The 16,554-nt window shown below is 72.0% G+C and carries 12 protein-coding genes and 1 pseudogene; 5 read left to right on the forward strand and 8 right to left on the reverse strand.

Going from position 1 to position 16,554, the window contains the following annotated elements; all coding sequences use genetic code 11:
- The 3 genes and pseudogenes from GTW43_RS23875 to nirD all read left to right on the forward strand — a co-directional run.
- A pseudogene (locus GTW43_RS23875) lies at positions 1-342 on the forward strand (NAD(P)/FAD-dependent oxidoreductase); the annotation flags it as partial.
- Position 343: 1 nt separating this feature from the next.
- A complete protein-coding gene (gene nirB, locus GTW43_RS23880) occupies positions 344-2,872 on the forward strand; it encodes a nitrite reductase large subunit NirB (protein ID WP_237536781.1) in 2,529 nt (842 codons plus the stop codon).
- Positions 2,869-3,222 carry a nitrite reductase small subunit NirD gene (gene nirD, locus GTW43_RS23885; RefSeq protein WP_161304089.1) on the forward strand — a complete coding sequence of 118 codons (354 nt, stop codon included), beginning with the start codon at positions 2,869-2,871 and terminating at the stop codon, positions 3,220-3,222. The genes nirB and nirD overlap by 4 nt, the downstream gene beginning before the upstream one ends.
- Before the next feature lie 77 nt (positions 3,223-3,299).
- Here nirD and GTW43_RS23890 read toward each other — a convergent pair whose 3' ends face one another.
- The 7 genes from GTW43_RS23890 to GTW43_RS23920 form a co-directional block, all read right to left on the reverse strand.
- Complete coding sequence (locus GTW43_RS23890; RefSeq protein WP_161304090.1) at positions 3,300-4,229, reverse strand: oxidoreductase; 930 nt, start codon at positions 4,227-4,229, stop codon at positions 3,300-3,302.
- A gap of 65 nt (positions 4,230-4,294) precedes the next feature.
- Positions 4,295-6,580 carry an FtsX-like permease family protein gene (locus GTW43_RS23895; protein ID WP_161304091.1) on the reverse strand — a complete coding sequence of 762 codons (2,286 nt, stop codon included), beginning with the start codon at positions 6,578-6,580 and terminating at the stop codon, positions 4,295-4,297.
- Positions 6,577-7,269: an ABC transporter ATP-binding protein gene (locus tag GTW43_RS23900; RefSeq protein ID WP_161304092.1), complete on the reverse strand. Its 693-nt coding sequence runs from the start codon at positions 7,267-7,269 to the stop codon at positions 6,577-6,579. The genes GTW43_RS23895 and GTW43_RS23900 overlap by 4 nt, the downstream gene beginning before the upstream one ends.
- Positions 7,270-7,332: 63 nt before the next feature.
- Complete coding sequence (locus GTW43_RS23905) at positions 7,333-7,770, reverse strand: hypothetical protein (protein WP_237536782.1); 438 nt, start codon at positions 7,768-7,770, stop codon at positions 7,333-7,335.
- A gap of 262 nt (positions 7,771-8,032) precedes the next feature.
- Positions 8,033-10,750: a pyruvate, phosphate dikinase gene (gene ppdK, locus GTW43_RS23910; RefSeq protein WP_161304093.1), complete on the reverse strand. Its 2,718-nt coding sequence runs from the start codon at positions 10,748-10,750 to the stop codon at positions 8,033-8,035.
- 488 nt (positions 10,751-11,238) lie between these two features.
- On the reverse strand, positions 11,239-12,366 hold the full coding sequence (dusB, locus tag GTW43_RS23915) for a tRNA dihydrouridine synthase DusB (RefSeq protein ID WP_161304094.1): 1,128 nt from the start codon (positions 12,364-12,366) through the stop codon (positions 11,239-11,241).
- Between the two features lie 50 nt (positions 12,367-12,416).
- Positions 12,417-13,334, reverse strand: a complete 918-nt coding sequence (locus GTW43_RS23920; RefSeq protein ID WP_161304095.1) for a helix-turn-helix transcriptional regulator — start codon at positions 13,332-13,334, stop codon at positions 12,417-12,419.
- 158 nt (positions 13,335-13,492) lie between these two features.
- On the opposite strand from GTW43_RS23920, the gene GTW43_RS23925 reads away from it, so the two are divergent.
- Complete coding sequence (locus tag GTW43_RS23925) at positions 13,493-15,010, forward strand: DHA2 family efflux MFS transporter permease subunit (RefSeq protein ID WP_237536783.1); 1,518 nt, start codon at positions 13,493-13,495, stop codon at positions 15,008-15,010.
- Positions 15,011-15,031: 21 nt separating this feature from the next.
- Here GTW43_RS23925 and GTW43_RS23930 read toward each other — a convergent pair whose 3' ends face one another.
- The gene (locus GTW43_RS23930; RefSeq protein ID WP_161304096.1) at positions 15,032-15,949 is read right to left on the reverse strand and encodes a helix-turn-helix transcriptional regulator; all 918 of its coding nucleotides are present in this window, start codon (positions 15,947-15,949) and stop codon (positions 15,032-15,034) included.
- 101 nt (positions 15,950-16,050) lie between these two features.
- Here GTW43_RS23930 and GTW43_RS23935 point away from each other — a divergent pair.
- Positions 16,051-16,554: MFS transporter (locus GTW43_RS23935; RefSeq protein WP_161304097.1), on the forward strand; the 504-nt coding region annotated here is incomplete at its 3' end.

Below are 16,554 nucleotides of genomic sequence, written 5' to 3' on the forward strand. Positions count from 1 at the left end.
GCCCTGGCCGCGCGGCTCACCGGCGGCGCCGCCCCCTACACCGGCACCCGCACCCTGACCCGGCTCACCCTGCCGCACGAGGCGGGCCCCCTCGACCTCGCCGCGTTCGGCGAGACCGACCCGCTGCCCGGCGACGACGTCGTGCAGCTCACGGACGCCACCCGTGGCACGTACCGCAAGGTCGTCGTGCGCGGCGACCGGCTGGTGGGCGGCGTCCTGGTCGGTGAACTCGCCAGCGTCGGTGCCCTCGCGCACGCCTGGGAGTCGGACGAATCCCTGCCCGCCGACGACGCGGTCGGCGCGCCGCTGCTCCACCTGCTCACCCATGACGGAGGCCTCTGACATGCCCACCCTCGTACTCATCGGCCACGGCATGGTCGGCCAGCGCTTCCTGGAGGCGGCCGCCGAGCGCGGTCTGACCCGCACGCACCGCGTCGTGGTGCTCTGCGAGGAACCGCGGCCGGCCTACGACCGCGTCCACCTCACCTCGTACTTCTCCGGCACGACGCCCGCGGAACTGTCGCTGAGCGACCCGGAGTTCCTCGCCGAGCACGGCATCGAGCTGCACGTCGGCGACCCGGCCACCGAGGTCGACCGCGCGGCGCGCACCGTGCGGGCCCGCTCCGGTCTCGAGGTCACGTACGACACGCTGGTGCTGGCCACCGGCTCGTACCCGTTCGTGCCGCCGGTGCCCGGCAAGGACGCGACGGGCTGCTTCGTGTACCGCACGATCGAGGACCTCCACGCGATCGAGGCGTACGCGAAGGAGCACGCGACGGTCGGCGCGGTCGTCGGCGGCGGGCTGCTCGGTCTGGAGGCCGCGGGTGCGCTCAAGGGGCTCGGACTGGCCACGCACATCGTCGAGTTCGCGCCGCGTCTGATGCCGGTGCAGGTCGACGAGGGCGGCGGTGCGGCCCTGTTGAGGACCATCGGTGACATGGGGCTCACCGTCCACACGGGCGTCGGCACCCAGGAGGTCGTCACGGCCGACGACGACGGCGGCGCGGTGCGCGGCATGCGGCTGTCGGACGGCTCGGAGCTGGCGACCGACCTCGTGGTGTTCTCGGCCGGCGTCCGCCCCCGCGACCAGCTGGCCCGCGCCATGGGGCTGACGGTCGGCGAGCGCGGCGGCATCGCGGTCGACGCGGAGTGCCGCACGAGCGACCCGGCGGTGTTCGCGATCGGCGAGTGCGCGCTCGCCGCGGACGGCCGGGTGTACGGGCTGGTCGCGCCGGGCTACGAGATGGCGCAGACGGCGGCCGACGCGATGGTGGGCACCGCCGTCGACGGGTTCACCGGCGCGGACCTGTCCACCAAACTGAAGCTGCTCGGAGTGGACGTGGCGTCGTTCGGCGACGCGCACGGAGCCACCGAGGGCTGCCTCGACGTCGTCTACGCGGACTCGCGCTCGGGCACGTACAAGAAGCTCGTGATCGGTGCGGGCGGCGAGCTGCTCGGCGGCATCCTGGTCGGGGACGCCGAGGCGTACGGGACGCTGCGCGCGCTGACCGGCACGGTGCCGCCCGTCGCGCCGGAGTCCCTGGTGCTGCCGGCCGGTGCGGGCGCCCCGGCGCAGCTGGGCCCGGAGGCACTGCCCGACGACGCGGTCGTCTGCTCCTGCCACAACGTGACCAAGGGCGAGATCTGCGCGCACACCTCGGTGCCCGAGGTGAAGAAGTGCACCAAGGCCGGTACGGGGTGCGGCAGTTGCGTGAAGCTCATCGGGCAGCTGATGCCCGCCACCGGTGACAGCGGGCTGTGCGGCTGCTTCGCGCTGACCCGGCAGGAGCTGTACGAGATCGTGCGGGTCAAGCGGATCACGCGCTTCGGGCAGCTGCTCGACGAGCACGGGCGCGACGCGGCGCGCGGCGGCGAGGGCTGCGAGGTGTGCAAGCCGGCGGCCGGTTCGATCATCGCCTCGCTGGCCCCGTCGATCGGCGCCGACGGCTACGTCCTCGACGGCGAGCAGGCCGCCCTCCAGGACACGAACGACCACTTCCTCGCCAACCTCCAGAAGAACGGCTCCTATTCGGTCGTGCCCCGGGTCCCCGGCGGCGAGATCACCCCCGAGAAACTCATCGTGATCGGCGAGGTCGCCCGCGACTTCGGCCTCTACACGAAGATCACGGGCGGTCAGCGCATCGACCTCTTCGGCGCGCGGGTCGACCAGCTCCCGGCGATCTGGGGCCGGCTGGTCGACGCGGGCTTCGAGTCCGGACACGCCTACGGGAAGGCGCTGCGCACGGTGAAGTCCTGCGTCGGGCGGACCTGGTGCCGCTACGGCGTCCAGGACTCGGTCCGCATGGCCATCGACCTGGAGCTGCGCTACCGGGGGCTGCGCTCGCCGCACAAGCTGAAGTCGGCGGTGTCCGGCTGTGCCCGCGAGTGCGCCGAGGCCCAGTCGAAGGACTTCGGCGTCATCGCCACGGCCAACGGCTGGAACCTGTACGTCGGCGGGAACGGCGGCATGACCCCGCGCCACGCCGACCTCCTCGCCCAGGACCTGAGCGACGCCGAACTGGTCCGCCTGATCGACCGCTTCCTGATGTTCTACATCCGCACCGCGGACCGCCTGGAGCGGACCTCGACCTGGCTCGACCGGATCGAGGGCGGCCTCGACCACGTCCGGGACGTCGTCGTGCACGACGCGCTCGGCATCTGCGACGAGCTGGAGTCCCTCATGCGGGCGCACGTCGCCCACTACCGCGACGAGTGGGCCGAGACGCTCGGCGACCCCGAGCGGCTGGCCCGCTTCGTCTCGTTCGTGAACGCCCCCGGCACCCCCGACCCCACGGTCCGCTTCGTCCCCGAACGCGACCAGATCAAGCCCGAACTCCCGCTGATCCCCCTGGAAGGACTGACGCTGCGATGACCCTGACCACGATCGACTCCGCGACCACGGTTCAGCTCGCCCTGGGCGACGAGGAGTGGCTGGAGGTGTGCGGCCTGGACCGGCTCGTCCCCGGCCGCGGGGTCGCCGCTCTGCTCCCCGACGGGCGGCAGGCGGCCCTGTTCCTCGACCGCACCGGCCGCGTCTACGCCATCGACAACACCGACCCCTTCACCGGCGCCGCCGTACTCTCCCGCGGCCTGCTCGGCACCGCCGCCGGCCGCCCCTTCGTCGCGTCCCCTCTCCTCAAGCAGCGCTTCGACCTGGAGACGGGCCGCTGCCTCGACGAGGAGGGGGTGGCGGTCCGGGCGTACGGGGTGCGGGCGGCGTAGGGGCGAGCCGGCGCCGCGACCGGCCCCGCCCGGCCACCGGCCGGGGCCGTCGGACCCCGTCAGCCCCGTCAGCCCCGTCAGACCTTCAGGGCGCTCCCGTAGTCGACCCCCGTCAGCTGCTCGGAAGCCACCCACAGGCGCTCGCCCGCGACGTCGCCGACCGTCCACGGGGCTCGCCAGGACCGCGCCGGAGCGCCGCGCCACATCAGGACCCGGGGTCCGTAGAAGTCGTCGGACCGCACGCCGGGCGCGGTCGCCGCGTAGAGAGTGGGCAGGGCGCCGGCCGTCGGGGGCTGCGCGACGAGCCGGTTGGCCAGCTGGAAGGCCCGCTCGGTGCCCTTGCGGCCCTCCATCAGCGCGCCGCGCGTCTGCAGGGACGTGGCGGCGTACCCGGGGTGCGCGGCGGCCGCGACCAGCGGGAGCCCGGCGGCGGCCGCGCGCCGGGACAGCTCGTGCACGAACAGCAGATTGGCCGTCTTGGAACGCCCGTAAGCGGTCCACTTCCGGTACCGCTTCTCGCTGTTGAGGTCGCCGATGTCGATGTCGGCCAGGGCGTGCAGCGCGCTGGAGACGGTGACGACGCGGGGCGCCGGGGTCTCCAGCAGGCTCGGCAGCAGCAGACCGGTCAGCGCGAAGTGCCCGAGGTGGTTGACGCCGAACTGGGTCTCGAAGCCGTCGGCGGTCCGGCCGTAGGGCAGGGCCATGACGCCCGCGTTGTTGACCAGCAGATCGAGCGGGCGCCCGCCCCACGCGTCGCCGAACGCCCGCACGGAGGCGAGGTCCCCGAGGTCGAGCGCGGCGAACTCCGGGCCCGCCCCGGGCACTTCCTCCCGCAGCCGCTCCACCGCCGCGCTCCCCCGCACCGCGCTCCGGCACGCCAGGACCACGTGCGCGCCGGCCCGCGCGAGTTCCCTCGCGGTGACGTACCCGATCCCGCTGTTGGCCCCCGTGACGATCGCGGTGCGGCCGTGCTGGTCAGGGATACGGCCTGCGTTCCAGGCGGTCATCGTGGGCCTCTTTCCCGGGGTGCCGGCGACGGGGTCACCGCAGCGTATGCCCCGGTGTGCGGCGCTCAGTCCCTTCGGATCAGCTCCGGGTCGATCCGTCTGCCCACCAGCGGGAGCGAGCCGAGCGCGGCGATCGCGACGACCCCGAGGGCGCACGCGAGCAGCAGCGGGACACCGGCCCCGTCCCAGAACACGGCGCCGCCGCCGCTCACGAGATAGCTGGACTCGATCAGCTTCCCGGAGACGAGGGCGAGCACGAGACCGATGCTCAGCGGCATGACGACCTGGGCGCACTGCACGGCCCGCAGCGTCCGCCGCCGCGTCCCGAGCAGCGTCAGCGCGGTGACCTGCCCCCGCCGCTCGACGGCCCGGTCCCCGGCGGCGACGAGGTAGGCGGCCACCCCGATGACCAGCCCCAGGGCCATGCCGACGGCGAGGAGCGACTTGATGAGAGCGACCTGGCGGATGCCGTCGATGTTGATCCCCACGGGCTCGACCTCCGCGAGCGGGGCCACGCCCGCGATCCCGTCCAGCACGGACCGGGCGGTGCCGAGTTCCGCGTCGGAGACGAGGACGATGGTGGCGTCCTCGGGCTGTGCGCCGGCGGGCAGCGCGGAGGGCGGGACGATCACGTCGGCGGCCAGGGACGACGGGTCGTAGAAGGGCGCGCGCACCACACTCTCGGGCACCCGGAGCCTCCAGGCCTGCCTGCCTCCTTCGAGGCTGAGCCGGAAGGTGAAGGCGCGGCCCGGCCGGGCGTCCTCGTTCGGCAGTCCGTCCGGGTCGACGAGTCGCTGCACCTGGCCGTCCACGCAGCCTTCCGTGGGGGCTTCGGTCACCGCCGCCAGTTGATCGCAGGTCGCGACGAGGGCGGTGACGCTGTGGGCGAACCCTTCCGCATCCTGCTTCCGGACGGACTCCGCGACCTCCGCCCGCTGGAGGACGTGCGGGATCTTTCGGAGTCTGGCGTCCTGGACGTCCGACAACTCGTGCCGGTCGAGGCCGTACTCCTGGAGCGGGGAGTCGCGCCGGTACACCTGATCCAGCTCGACCAGGACGCCCTGCGTCAAAGAGGCGGCGAAGACGACCAGCACCAGGCCCGTCGCCACCCGGAGGGCGCTGCCCGACTCCACCTCGTTGCGCCGCATGGCAAGGCTGAGCACGAACGAGCGCGTGGACGTCGCCACCCATCGGGCCAGGGACTGCGCCAGGACCGGCAGCGTGAGGGCGAGGCCCCCGCCGACCAGGATCACGGCAGTGGGAACGAGGACGGCGGACAGGCCGGTGTCATGGGGTGCGTGGCCCGTGGCGCCCGCCACGCAGTAGCCGACGCCGATGCCGGTCCCGGCCATGAGCGGGATCAGCCCCCAGCGGTGCGGTCGCCGCTGAACCGCGGTGCGGCGCACGGCCAGTGGGCTTGCCGCTGCTTCCCGGCCGCCGGCCCGTCCCACGACCCAGGCGAGCAGCGGGCAGCCGATCAAGCAGACGGCCATGGTGAACGCGCTCGGCGCGCCATCCTGCGGATACCACTTCAGGCCCGGTAGTCCGACCCTGGCCCCCACCTGGTTGAGAGCCGCATACAGGCCGAGGCCGAGCAGGCCGGCCAGCAGTGCGGCGACCACCGTCTCCACGGCGTTGACTCTCTGCGTCGCCTTCTGGCTCAGGCCGAGCAGGCGCAGTGCGGCCAGGCGACGGGCCCGGCTCGCCGCGGACAGCCGGGCACAGACGGAGAGGAAGACGACGAGGGGGAGCAGCACGACGCCGACCATCGTGAAGCGGACGATGTCGAGGGCGCCGGACTCCACGGTCCGCATGTCCACATACCGGCTGCCGAAGCCGTCGAAGCGGCTGGCGCCGGGGGCCTTCACCGAATCGACGCCCACGTAGGCGAAGAGCTCATCGGGGTCGGCCACACCCTCACGGCCGATGACACCGGCCTGGCGGCCGGGCAGCCTCTGCTTCAGACCCGGCTGTGCAGCCAGGGTCTTGGCGAGGCTGGGCGAGACGAACAGTTCGCCGGGGCGCGGCAGCCGGTCGAGGCCCGGCGGCGCGGGCATCTCCTCGGCCGTTCCCGGCGCGAAGAAGACGCGGGTGAGCATGCGCGAGCCATAGGGGTCCTCGCGGCTCAGGGTGAGGCCGTAGGGCCCGTGGCCGCCGATGAGGGCGTCCGACGCCCGTGTCTGCCTGTCGGCGATCCGAGTGTCCCGGGCCTCCAGGATCCCGGAGACCGACAGCACGATCGCCAGGCAGCACACCCCGACGGCTCCGCCGGTGACCATGAGGGCGAACCGGATCCGGTTCCCACGGCCCGATCCGGTCAACAGGCGCAGACCGAGGACGAGTTCCCTCACGAGTCGACCTCCCGGACGAGCACGCCGTCGGACATGACGTAGCGCGTGTCGGCACGGGCGGCCACCGCCTTGTCATGGGTCACCAGGACGACCGCGGTGCCCTGCGCCCTGGCGAGCATCAGAAACTCCTCCAGCACCGTGTTCGCATTCGCGCTGTCCAGCGATCCGGTCGGCTCGTCCGCGAACACCACCCCCGGGCGGTGGATCAAGGCTCGCGCCACCGCGACCCGTTGACTCTGGCCGCCGGAGACCTGGGACGGCCTACGGTCTCGTACGGAGTCGAGCCCGAGCCTGCGCAGGACGTCACCGGCGAGAGCGAGCGCCTCGCCCTTGCGCCGGCCCGCCAGCCTGAGCGGCAGTGCCGTGTTCTCCTCGACCGTCAGCTCGGGCAGCAACTCCCCGTACTGGAAGACGAATCCGAATCGTTCGCGCCGCAGCGCGCACAGCTCCTCGTCGTCCAGTTCCTCCAGCAGGCTCCCTTCGAACCACACCTCCCCGGCCGACACGGGGAGCACCCCGGCCAGGCAGTACAGCAGGGACGACTTCCCCGACCCGCTCTGCCCGGTGATGGCGATGACCTCGCCGCGCCGGACGGACAGAGAGGCGTCGTCGACCGCCACGGTCGCCCCGTAACACAGCTTCACCTTGCTCGCGGTCAGCACTTCGGGTGCCTGTACAGCGACGTGCATCCGGCCCTCCTGGGTAGGGGCCCGGGGCGTCCCGACGGATACCCCGGGCCTGTGCGTCAGCGGTCAGCGAGAGGCAGGGTTGCTGTAGTGACGCTGGGGCGAGCAGTTGTCCGGACGCAGCGAGCCGCGATCACGGCAGGCCCGGAGGTACCCGTTCGAGGTGTAGGCCTGCGCCCCGTCCCACATCGAGCGGTGCAGTGTCACCGTCTTGCGCTGCTTGCCGTTGTACCGGCTCCAGCCGTGGCCCTCGACCTTGGCCTGCATGTACACGTTGTGGCCGTCTCCAGGGTCGCTGTCCTCGAGCGAGCCCTTCCACTCGAACGCGCCGTGATTGACCCGGGGCTTGTTGAAGGCGTACTCGCCCTTGTAGAAGCGGACCCCGTCGCTGTGCAGCGCGGACATTTCGTGCCACGAAGCCGCCACGGCAACCCCCGCTCCACCGGCGAACACCCCGACCAACGCCAGCCCCACCACCGCGTTCTTCACACTCCGCATCCGCATGCCGCGCACCTCTCCGTGTAGCCCCGACCGCTCCAGCAGCCGCCGGGATCACAGACAGTAGCCACCCGCACACCGCCGAAACGGTTACTCAAAGTGACGATCACCTCATGGGGTGATCCGGGCGCACACGCGGAACGCGTACCGCGAACGCGCGAGAGCGGCACCCCCCGCACAAGGGGTGCCGCTCTCGCGTGAGGCCGGAGCCGGCGAAGATCGGTGAGGGTCGGGGACCTTCGACGGCTCCGGAGTTCGCCGGAGGCGGTCAGCGGTGGTCGCTGCCCGCCGAGGTGGAGGCCGCGCGGCCCGCCTCGAGGCGCGCGACCGGGATCCGGAACGGCGAGCAGGAGACGTAGTCGAGGCCGACCTCGTGGAAGAAGTGGACCGACTCCGGGTCTCCGCCGTGCTCACCGCAGACGCCGAGCTTGAGGTCGGGGCGCGTGGCACGGCCGGCCTCCACGGCGTTGCGGACCAGGGAGCCCACGCCGTCCTTGTCGATCGTCTCGAAGGGGCTGACGCCGAAGATGCCCTTCTCCAGGTAGGCCGTGAAGAAGGAGGCCTCGACGTCGTCGCGGGAGAAGCCCCACACGGTCTGGGTCAGGTCGTTCGTGCCGAAGGAGAAGAACTCCGCGGCCTCGGCGATCTGCGCGGCGGTGAGCGCGGCCCGCGGCAGTTCGATCATGGTGCCGATGGCGAGCTTGAGCTTGACCCCGGTCGCCGCCTCGACCTCGGCGATGACCTGGTCGGCCTCCTCGCGGACGATCTCCAGCTCCTGCACCGTGCCGACGAGCGGGATCATGATCTCGGCGCGCGGGTCGCCCTTGGCGTTCTTGCGCTCGGCGGCGGCCTCGGCGATGGCGCGGACCTGCATGGTGAACAGGCCGGGGATGACGAGGCCGAGCCGTACGCCGCGCAGGCCCAGCATCGGGTTCTGCTCGTGCAGGCGGTGCACGGCCTGGAGGAGGCGCAGGTCGTTCTCGTTGGCGTCCTTGCGGGACTCGGCGAGTGCGACGCGCACGGAGAGTTCGGTGATGTCGGGCAGGAACTCGTGCAGCGGCGGGTCGAGGAGACGGACCGTGACCGGGAGGCCGTCCATCGCCTCGAACAGTTCGACGAAGTCCTTCTTCTGGAGCGGCAGGAGCGCCTGCAGCGACTCCTCGCGCTCACTCTCCGTGTCCGCCAGGATGAGCCGCTCGACGAGCTCGCGGCGGTCGCCGAGGAACATGTGCTCGGTGCGGCACAGGCCGATGCCCTGGGCGCCGAAGCGGCGGGCGCGCAGCGCGTCCTCGGCGTTGTCGGCGTTGGCGCGCACGCGCAGGCGGCGTACTCGGTCGGCGTACGCCATGACGCGGTGCACGGCGCCGACCAGTTCGTCGGCGTCGTCGGCGCCGGCGTGCATGCGGCCCTCGAAGTACTCGACGACGGGGGACGGCACGACCGGTACCTCGCCGAGGTAGACCTTGCCGGTGGAGCCGTCGATGGAGATGACGTCGCCCTCCTCGACCACCACGTCACCGGCGGTGAGCCGGCGGCGCTTGGTGTCGACCTCGAGCTCCTCGGCGCCACAGACGCAGGTCTTGCCCATGCCGCGGGCGACGACGGCCGCGTGCGAGGTCTTGCCGCCGCGCGAGGTCAGGATGCCTTCGGCGGCGATCATGCCGTCGAGGTCGTCGGGGTTGGTCTCGCGGCGGATCAGGATGACCTTCTCGCCGGAGCGGGACCACTTGATGGCGGTGTACGAGTCGAAAACGGCCTTGCCGACGGCGGCGCCGGGCGAGGCGGCGATGCCGCGGCCGAGCAGTTCGACCTTGGCCTCGTCGTCGAAGCGCGGGAACATCAGCTGGGCCAGCTGCGCGCCGGTGACGCGCTGGAGCGCCTCCGCCTCGTCGATCAGGCCCTGGTCGACGAGCTGCGTCGCGATGCGGAAGGCGGCGCCCGCGGTGCGCTTGCCGACGCGGGTCTGGAGCATCCAGAGCTGGCCGCGCTCGATGGTGAACTCGATGTCGCAGAGATCCTTGTAGTGGTTCTCCAGGGTCTCCATGATCTGCATGAGCTGGTCGTACGACTTCTTGTCGATCTGCTCGAGCTCGGCGAGCGGCACGGTGTTGCGGATGCCGGCGACGACGTCCTCGCCCTGCGCGTTCTGCAGGTAGTCGCCGTAGACGCCGGCGTGGCCGGAGGCGGGGTCGCGGGTGAAGGCGACGCCGGTGCCGGAGTCGGGGCCGAGGTTGCCGAAGACCATCGAGCAGACGTTGACCGCGGTGCCGAGGTCGTGCGGGATGCGCTCCTGGCGGCGGTACAGCTTGGCCCGGTCGGTGTTCCACGAGTCGAAGACCGCGTGGATGGCGAGGTCCATCTGTTCGCGCGGGTCCTGCGGGAAGTCGCGGCCCGCCTCGGTCTTGACGATCTTCTTGAAGCGCGTGACGAGCTTCTTGAGGTCGGCGGCGTCGAGGTCCGTGTCGACGGTGACCTTCTTGGCGCGCTTGGCCTTCTCGAGCTCCTCCTCGAAGAGTTCGCCGTCGACGTCGAGGACGGTCTTGCCGAACATCTGGATGAGACGGCGGTAGGAGTCCCACGCGAAGCGGTCGTCGCCGGCCTGCTGGGCGAGGCCCTGCACGGACTTGTCGGAGAGGCCGATGTTGAGGACGGTGTCCATCATGCCGGGCATCGAGAACTTGGCGCCCGAACGGACGGACACGAGCAGGGGGTTGTCGGCCTGGCCGAGCTTCTTGCCCATCTGCTGCTCGAGCGCGTCGAGGTGGGCGGTGACCTCGTCACGCAGTGCCACGGGCTCGTCGCCGCTGTCGAGGTAGACCTTGCAGGCCTCGGTGGTGATCGTGAAGCCCGGGGGGACCGGAAGACCCAGGTTGGTCATCTCGGCGAGGTTCGCGCCCTTGCCGCCGAGGAGGTCCTTGAGGTCCTTGTTTCCCTCGGTGAAGTCGTAAACGAACTTCGCTACCTGAGGATCTTTGTTTTCCGACACGGGTCTCGACCCCTTGAGGCTCGGTGGCTGCCCTGACGGCGAGGAACATACCCAGATCCAAGGCCCGTGGGTACGTCCACTCAGCCGACCTGGGGTCCGCACCACCCGTCCGCCAGCAGATCGAAAGTAATGGCTTGGCAAGGTGGCGCACCGGATTGCGTTCACCTCTTGAACGATCAACCCCCGTAGAGGCGGATCTGCGCTCAGGTGAGCAGAGGTTCAGCTCACTTGCGTTCATGTCGTAAATGATCGCGCAGTGGCACTCAGTGCCACTCGTTGAAGAACCACAGTCGGCGATTTTGCGCTCACCTGAGCGCAACCCCTATCAGAGGTGGCGAGGATCACGCGCCGGACGACTCCGTTCGGACACCCCGGTGTCAGCATCCGGACAGCACGACGGCGCCCGTCGGTCATCGACCGACGGGCGCCGTCGTGTGCAGGATCAGGATCGGGCAGTCGTGCAGAGGGTCGGGCAGTCGCGGGCGGGGTCAGCCGCCGGACGTGTCCAGCTCGGCGTCCTCGGAGACGCCCGCGCAGTCGTACGGGTCGCCCAGCCAGCCGTCCGGGAGCACCACGCGGCCGTTGCCCGAGGTGCGTCCGCGCGGGCCGTCGGCGCCGGCCGGCCAGTCCTGGTCGAGGTCCAGCTCGTCGAGGCCGCCGCGCAGCTCGGCCAGCGACGAGGTGATGGCGAGCCGCTTGCGCATCTCGGAGCCGACCGAGAAGCCCTTCAGGTACCAGGCGACGTGCTTGCGGAAGTCGATGACGCCGCGCGTCTCGTCGCCGATCCACTCGCCGAGCAGCGTCGCGTGCCGCACCATCGCGTCGGCCACGACCCGCAGCGTGGGCCGCACCCGCTCCTCGCGGCCCTCGAACGCGGCGACGAGGTCGGCGAAGAGCCAGGGCCGGCCGAGGCATCCACGGCCGACCACGACGCCGTCGCAGCCGGTCTCGCGGACCATGCGCAGGGCGTCGTCGGCGGACCAGATGTCGCCGTTGCCGAGGACCGGGATCTCCGGGACGTGCTCCTTGAGACGGGCGATCGCGTCCCAGTCGGCGGTGCCGCCGTAGTGCTGGGCGGCGGTGCGGCCGTGCAGGGCGATCGCGGTGACGCCCTCCTCGACGGCGATGCGGCCCGCGTCGAGGAAGGTGAGGTGGTCGTCGTCGATGCCCTTGCGCATCTTCATCGTGACCGGCAGGTCACCGGCTCCGGCGACGGCCTCCTTGAGGATCGCCCGGAGCAGGTTCCGCTTGTACGGGAGGGCCGAGCCGCCGCCCTTGCGGGTCACCTTGGGGACGGGGCAGCCGAAGTTGAGGTCGATGTGGTCGGCGAGGTCCTCCTCCGCGATCATGCGGACGGCCTTGCCGACGGTGGCCGGGTCGACGCCGTACAGCTGGATCGAGCGCGGCTTCTCGGTCGCGTCGAAGTGGATCAGCTGCATCGTCTTCTCGTTGCGCTCGACCAGCGCCCGCGTCGTGATCATCTCGCTGACGAAGAGGCCCTTGCCGCCGCTGAACTCGCGGCACAGCGTGCGGAACGGGGCGTTCGTGATCCCCGCCATGGGCGCGAGGACCACCGGCGGTTGCACCAGGTGGGGGCCGATGGTCAGAGCGGACATCGCAGGGTTCTCCGGAACGTACGGGGGCTGGGGCAAGGATCCATTGTCGCTCACCCGGCCGGCGTCCCGCGCCGGGCCGCCAGTTTCTCCAGGCGCTCCTCGGTCTCCTCGTCCACGGGCACGTACGCGACCAGGCGGTGTCCGCCGCTGTCGGGGCTGAGCCACAGGTGGCGGTGTTCCAGGCGGAGCATGCCGATGTCCGGGTCGGGGTGCAGGTACCGCTTGACGTGCGGGGCCATGGGCGCGACGTCGTGCAGCTCCCACAGCGCGCGGAACTCGGCCGACTCGGCGAGCAGCCCGTCGAGGCGGGCCTTCCACGCGGGCTCGGCGACGTGCTCGGCCATGGCCTGGCGGAACTTCGCGACGATGACGGGCAGCATCGCGTCCCGCTCGACGAACTGGGTGCGCCAGCGGGCGCTCGTCGCCATCAGCCACAGGGAGTTGCGGTGCTCGGGGGCGAGCTCCTCGGGGTCGCCGAAGACGTCGGCGTAGGCGCTGTTCGCGGCGAGGATGTCGTAGCGGGCGTTCTTCACGGCGGCCGGGTACGGCGCGAGTTTGCGCATGGTGCGCAGGGTCGTGGCGGTGACGGCCGGGTGGGCGGTCTCGGCGTGCGGGTCGGGGGTCCCGGCGAGGGCGAAGGCGTGGGCGCGCTCGGTGGGGTCCATCTGGAGGGCGCGCACGATGGCGTCGAGGACGCCGGGCGAGACGTTGATGGCACGGCCCTGTTCGAGCCACGTGTACCAGGTGACTCCGACGGCGGCGAGGGTCGCGACCTCCTCGCGGCGCAGGCCGGGGGTGCGGCGGCGGGCGGTGCGCGGCAGGCCCGCCTGTTCGGGGCTGATGCGCTCGCGGCGGCTGCGCAGGAAGGCGGCGAGTTCGCCGCGGCGGGCCGCGTCGGCACCGGCGGTGGTCCCGTCGGTGGTCCCGTCGGTGCGGGCGGCGCTCTCGGAGGCGGCGACTGAGGTCATGCCACCAGGATGCTCCTGCCCGCATCCCGTTGCCAGGTACTGCCTGTAACAGGATGAGCAGGCTCTGGTACCCGGCTGGCGCCCGCGCGACGGTAGGGGGCATGACCTCCTCGACCTCGCGTTCACGGCGCCCGCCGGAGCGGGCTACCGTCGGATACATGCCCGATGCAATGACCTCGCCGCCCGGCCCGTCCGCGCCGTCCCACCGCAGGCGTCTGCTCGTCCTGGCGATCTGCTGCATGAGTCTGCTGATCGTCAGCCTCGACACCACGGTCCTCAACGTCGCGCTGCCGTCGATGGCGCGGGACTTCGACGCCACGCTCCCGGGCATGCAGTGGGCGATCGACGCCTACACGCTGGTCCTCGCCTCGCTGCTGATGCTCGCGGGGTCGACGGCCGACCGCGTCGGACGGCGCCGGGTGTTCATGATCGGCCTGACCGTGTTCACGGCCGCGTCCGTCGCCTGCTCGCTCGCGCCGAACCTGGAGGCGCTCGTCGCGTTCCGCATGGTGCAGGCCGTCGGCGGCTCGATGCTCAACCCGGTCGCCATGTCGATCATCACGAACACGTTCACCGACCCGCGCGAGCGGGCCCGCGCCATCGGCGTGTGGGGCGGCGTCGTCGGCCTGTCGATGGCCGCGGGCCCGCTCGTGGGCGGGGTGCTCGTGGACTCGGTCGGCTGGCGCTCGATCTTCTGGGTCAACCTGCCGGTCGGTCTCGCCGCCCTCGCCCTGACCTGGCGTTTCGTGCCCGAGTCGCGGGCCCCGAAGGCGCGCCGCCCGGATCCGGTCGGCCAGCTCCTGATGATCGCGCTGCTCGGTTCGCTGACGTACGCGATCATCGAGGGCCCGCACGCGGGCTGGGGTTCCGCGGAGATCGTCGTCTTCGGGGTGGTGGCGCTCGCCGCCCTCGTCGGGCTCCTGGTGTACGAACCGCGGCGCGCCGAGCCGCTGATCGATCTGCGGTTCTTCCGCTCGGCGCCGTTCAGCGGCGCCACCGTCGTGGCGATCAGCGCGTTCGCGGCGCTCGCCGGGTTCCTGTTCCTGTCGACGCTGTACCTCCAGGACGTGCGCGGCCTGGACGCGCTGCACGCGGGCCTGTGGATGCTGCCGATGGCCGTCATGACGCTGGTCTGCGCGCCGCTGTCGGGCCGGCTCGTGGGCAGTCGCGGGCCGCGGATCCCGCTGCTTGTCGCGGGGGTGGCGATGACGGCGAGCGGGGTGCTGTTCGCGGCGTTCGACGCGCAGACGTCGAACGGCACGCTGGTGCTCGGCTATGTGGTCTTCGGCCTGGGCTTCGGCTTCGTGAACGCCCCGATCACCAACACCGCGGTCTCCGGAATGCCCCGGGCGCAGGCCGGGGTGGCGGCCGCCGTCGCCTCGACGAGCCGGCAGATCGGCTCGACGCTGGGCGTCGCCGTGATCGGCGCGGTCCTCGCCTCCGGTGTCGCGGGTTCCTCGTACGCGACGGCGTTCGACGGCGCGGCCCGGTCGTGCTGGTGGATCATCGCGGGCTGCGGGCTCGCCGTCCTGCTGCTCGGCGCGCTGACCAGCGGGCGCTGGGCCCGCGAGACGGCCCGCCGCACGGCCGAGCGGTTGACGCCGCCGGGCGACGCCGACCCGGCCGGACAGCCTGCGGCGGTGGCGGAGCGGCAGGGCCCCGGGGGCGGCCGTTAGGGCCCGTGCGGTGGACAGGACCTAGCGGTCGAGCGGCACCGAGGGCTCCTCGTCCGCTGGCCGCTGCGGGGTCGACGACCGTGCCAGGGTGTGGAGCTCGTCCAGGCGGGCCCGGGTGGCGGCGTCCACGGGCGTGTAGGTGACCAGGCGGGCGCCGCCGGCAGGGCTGAGCCAGAGGTCGGTGTGGACGACGGCGAGCGGGCCCACGTACGGGTTGTGGAAGTGCTTGACCTTGCTGGCCACGGACTGGAGGACCTCGTGCCGCTCCCACAGCTCGCGGAACTCGGCCGACTCCTCGGTGAGCCGCTTGAGGACGAGCTTCCAGGCGGGCTCGGCGAGATGGTCGGCCATGCCGGAGCGGAACTTGGCGGCGAGCGTGCGCAGCACGTCGTCGAGGCCGACGATCGAGGAGCGCCAGGCGTCGTGGGTGAAGGCGAGCAGCAGCCAGTTGCGGTCCGCGGGCGGGATCTCGTCGAGGTCGCACAGCAGCATCCGGTAGGTGCTGTTGTAGGCGAGGATGTCGTAGCGGCTGTTCTGGATGCAGGCCGGGAGCGGCTCCAACTGGTCGATCAGCGCGACGAGTTCGGGACTGAGCGGGGCGCAGACCGCGGCCGGGGTCGGGTCGACGGCGCCGGCCAGGCCGAAGAGGTGCGCCCGCTCCCCCGCGTCGAGCCGCAGCGTGCGGGCCAGCGCGTCGAGGACCTGCGCGGAGACGTGGATGTCCCGGGCCTGCTCCAGCCACGTGTACCAGGTGACGCCGACCGCGGACAGGTGGGCGACCTCCTCGCGGCGCAGGCCCGGGGTGCGGCGGCGTCTGCCGCGCGGCAGACCGACCTCCTCGGGCGTGATGCGCTCGCGGCGGCTGCGCAGGAACCCGGCGAGCTCGTGCCGCCGGATCTCGGCGGGTCCTGCGGACACGTCCTGTGTCATGGTCGTCATGCTCCCAGCGTGGACCGCGCCGGAGCCTGTTTCCAGGTAGCGCTTCTACCAGGATAACGACACTCTGGTACCAGCCTCGGCGGTGGCGGACGCTCGATGCCATGACCACCCACACGTACGAGGCACCGGCGCGCACCGGCACCGGTTCCGCCTCGCCCACCGCGCAGGCCGCCCCCGTCCTGGGCCCGGCCGGGCTGCTCACCGTGCTGCTCGGCGCCGCGCTCCCGCTCATCGACTTCTTCATCGTCAATGTCGCGCTGCCCACCATGGGCCGTGATCTGCACGCGAGCGAGCCCGTCCTGGAGCTCGTCGTCGCCGGGTACGGCATCGCGTACGCAGTGCTGCTCGTCCTCGGGGGCCGGCTCGGCGATCTCCTCGGCCGGCGCCGGATGTTCCTCGGCGGCATGGCGGCCTTCGGGCTGACCTCGCTGGCCTGCGGGCTCGCGCCGTCGGCCTGGACGCTGGTCGTCGCGCGGGTCGCGCAGGGCGCGGCGTCGGCGGCGCTGCTGCCGCAGGTGCTCGCCACGATCCAGGCCACGACGCAGGGCCCGCGCCGGGCCCGCGCGATGAGCATGTACGGGGCGACGGCGGGGCTGTCCATGGTA

It is taken from the genome of Streptomyces sp. SID5785 (assembly GCF_009870065.1).
GTDB lineage: Bacteria > Actinomycetota > Actinomycetes > Streptomycetales > Streptomycetaceae > Streptomyces.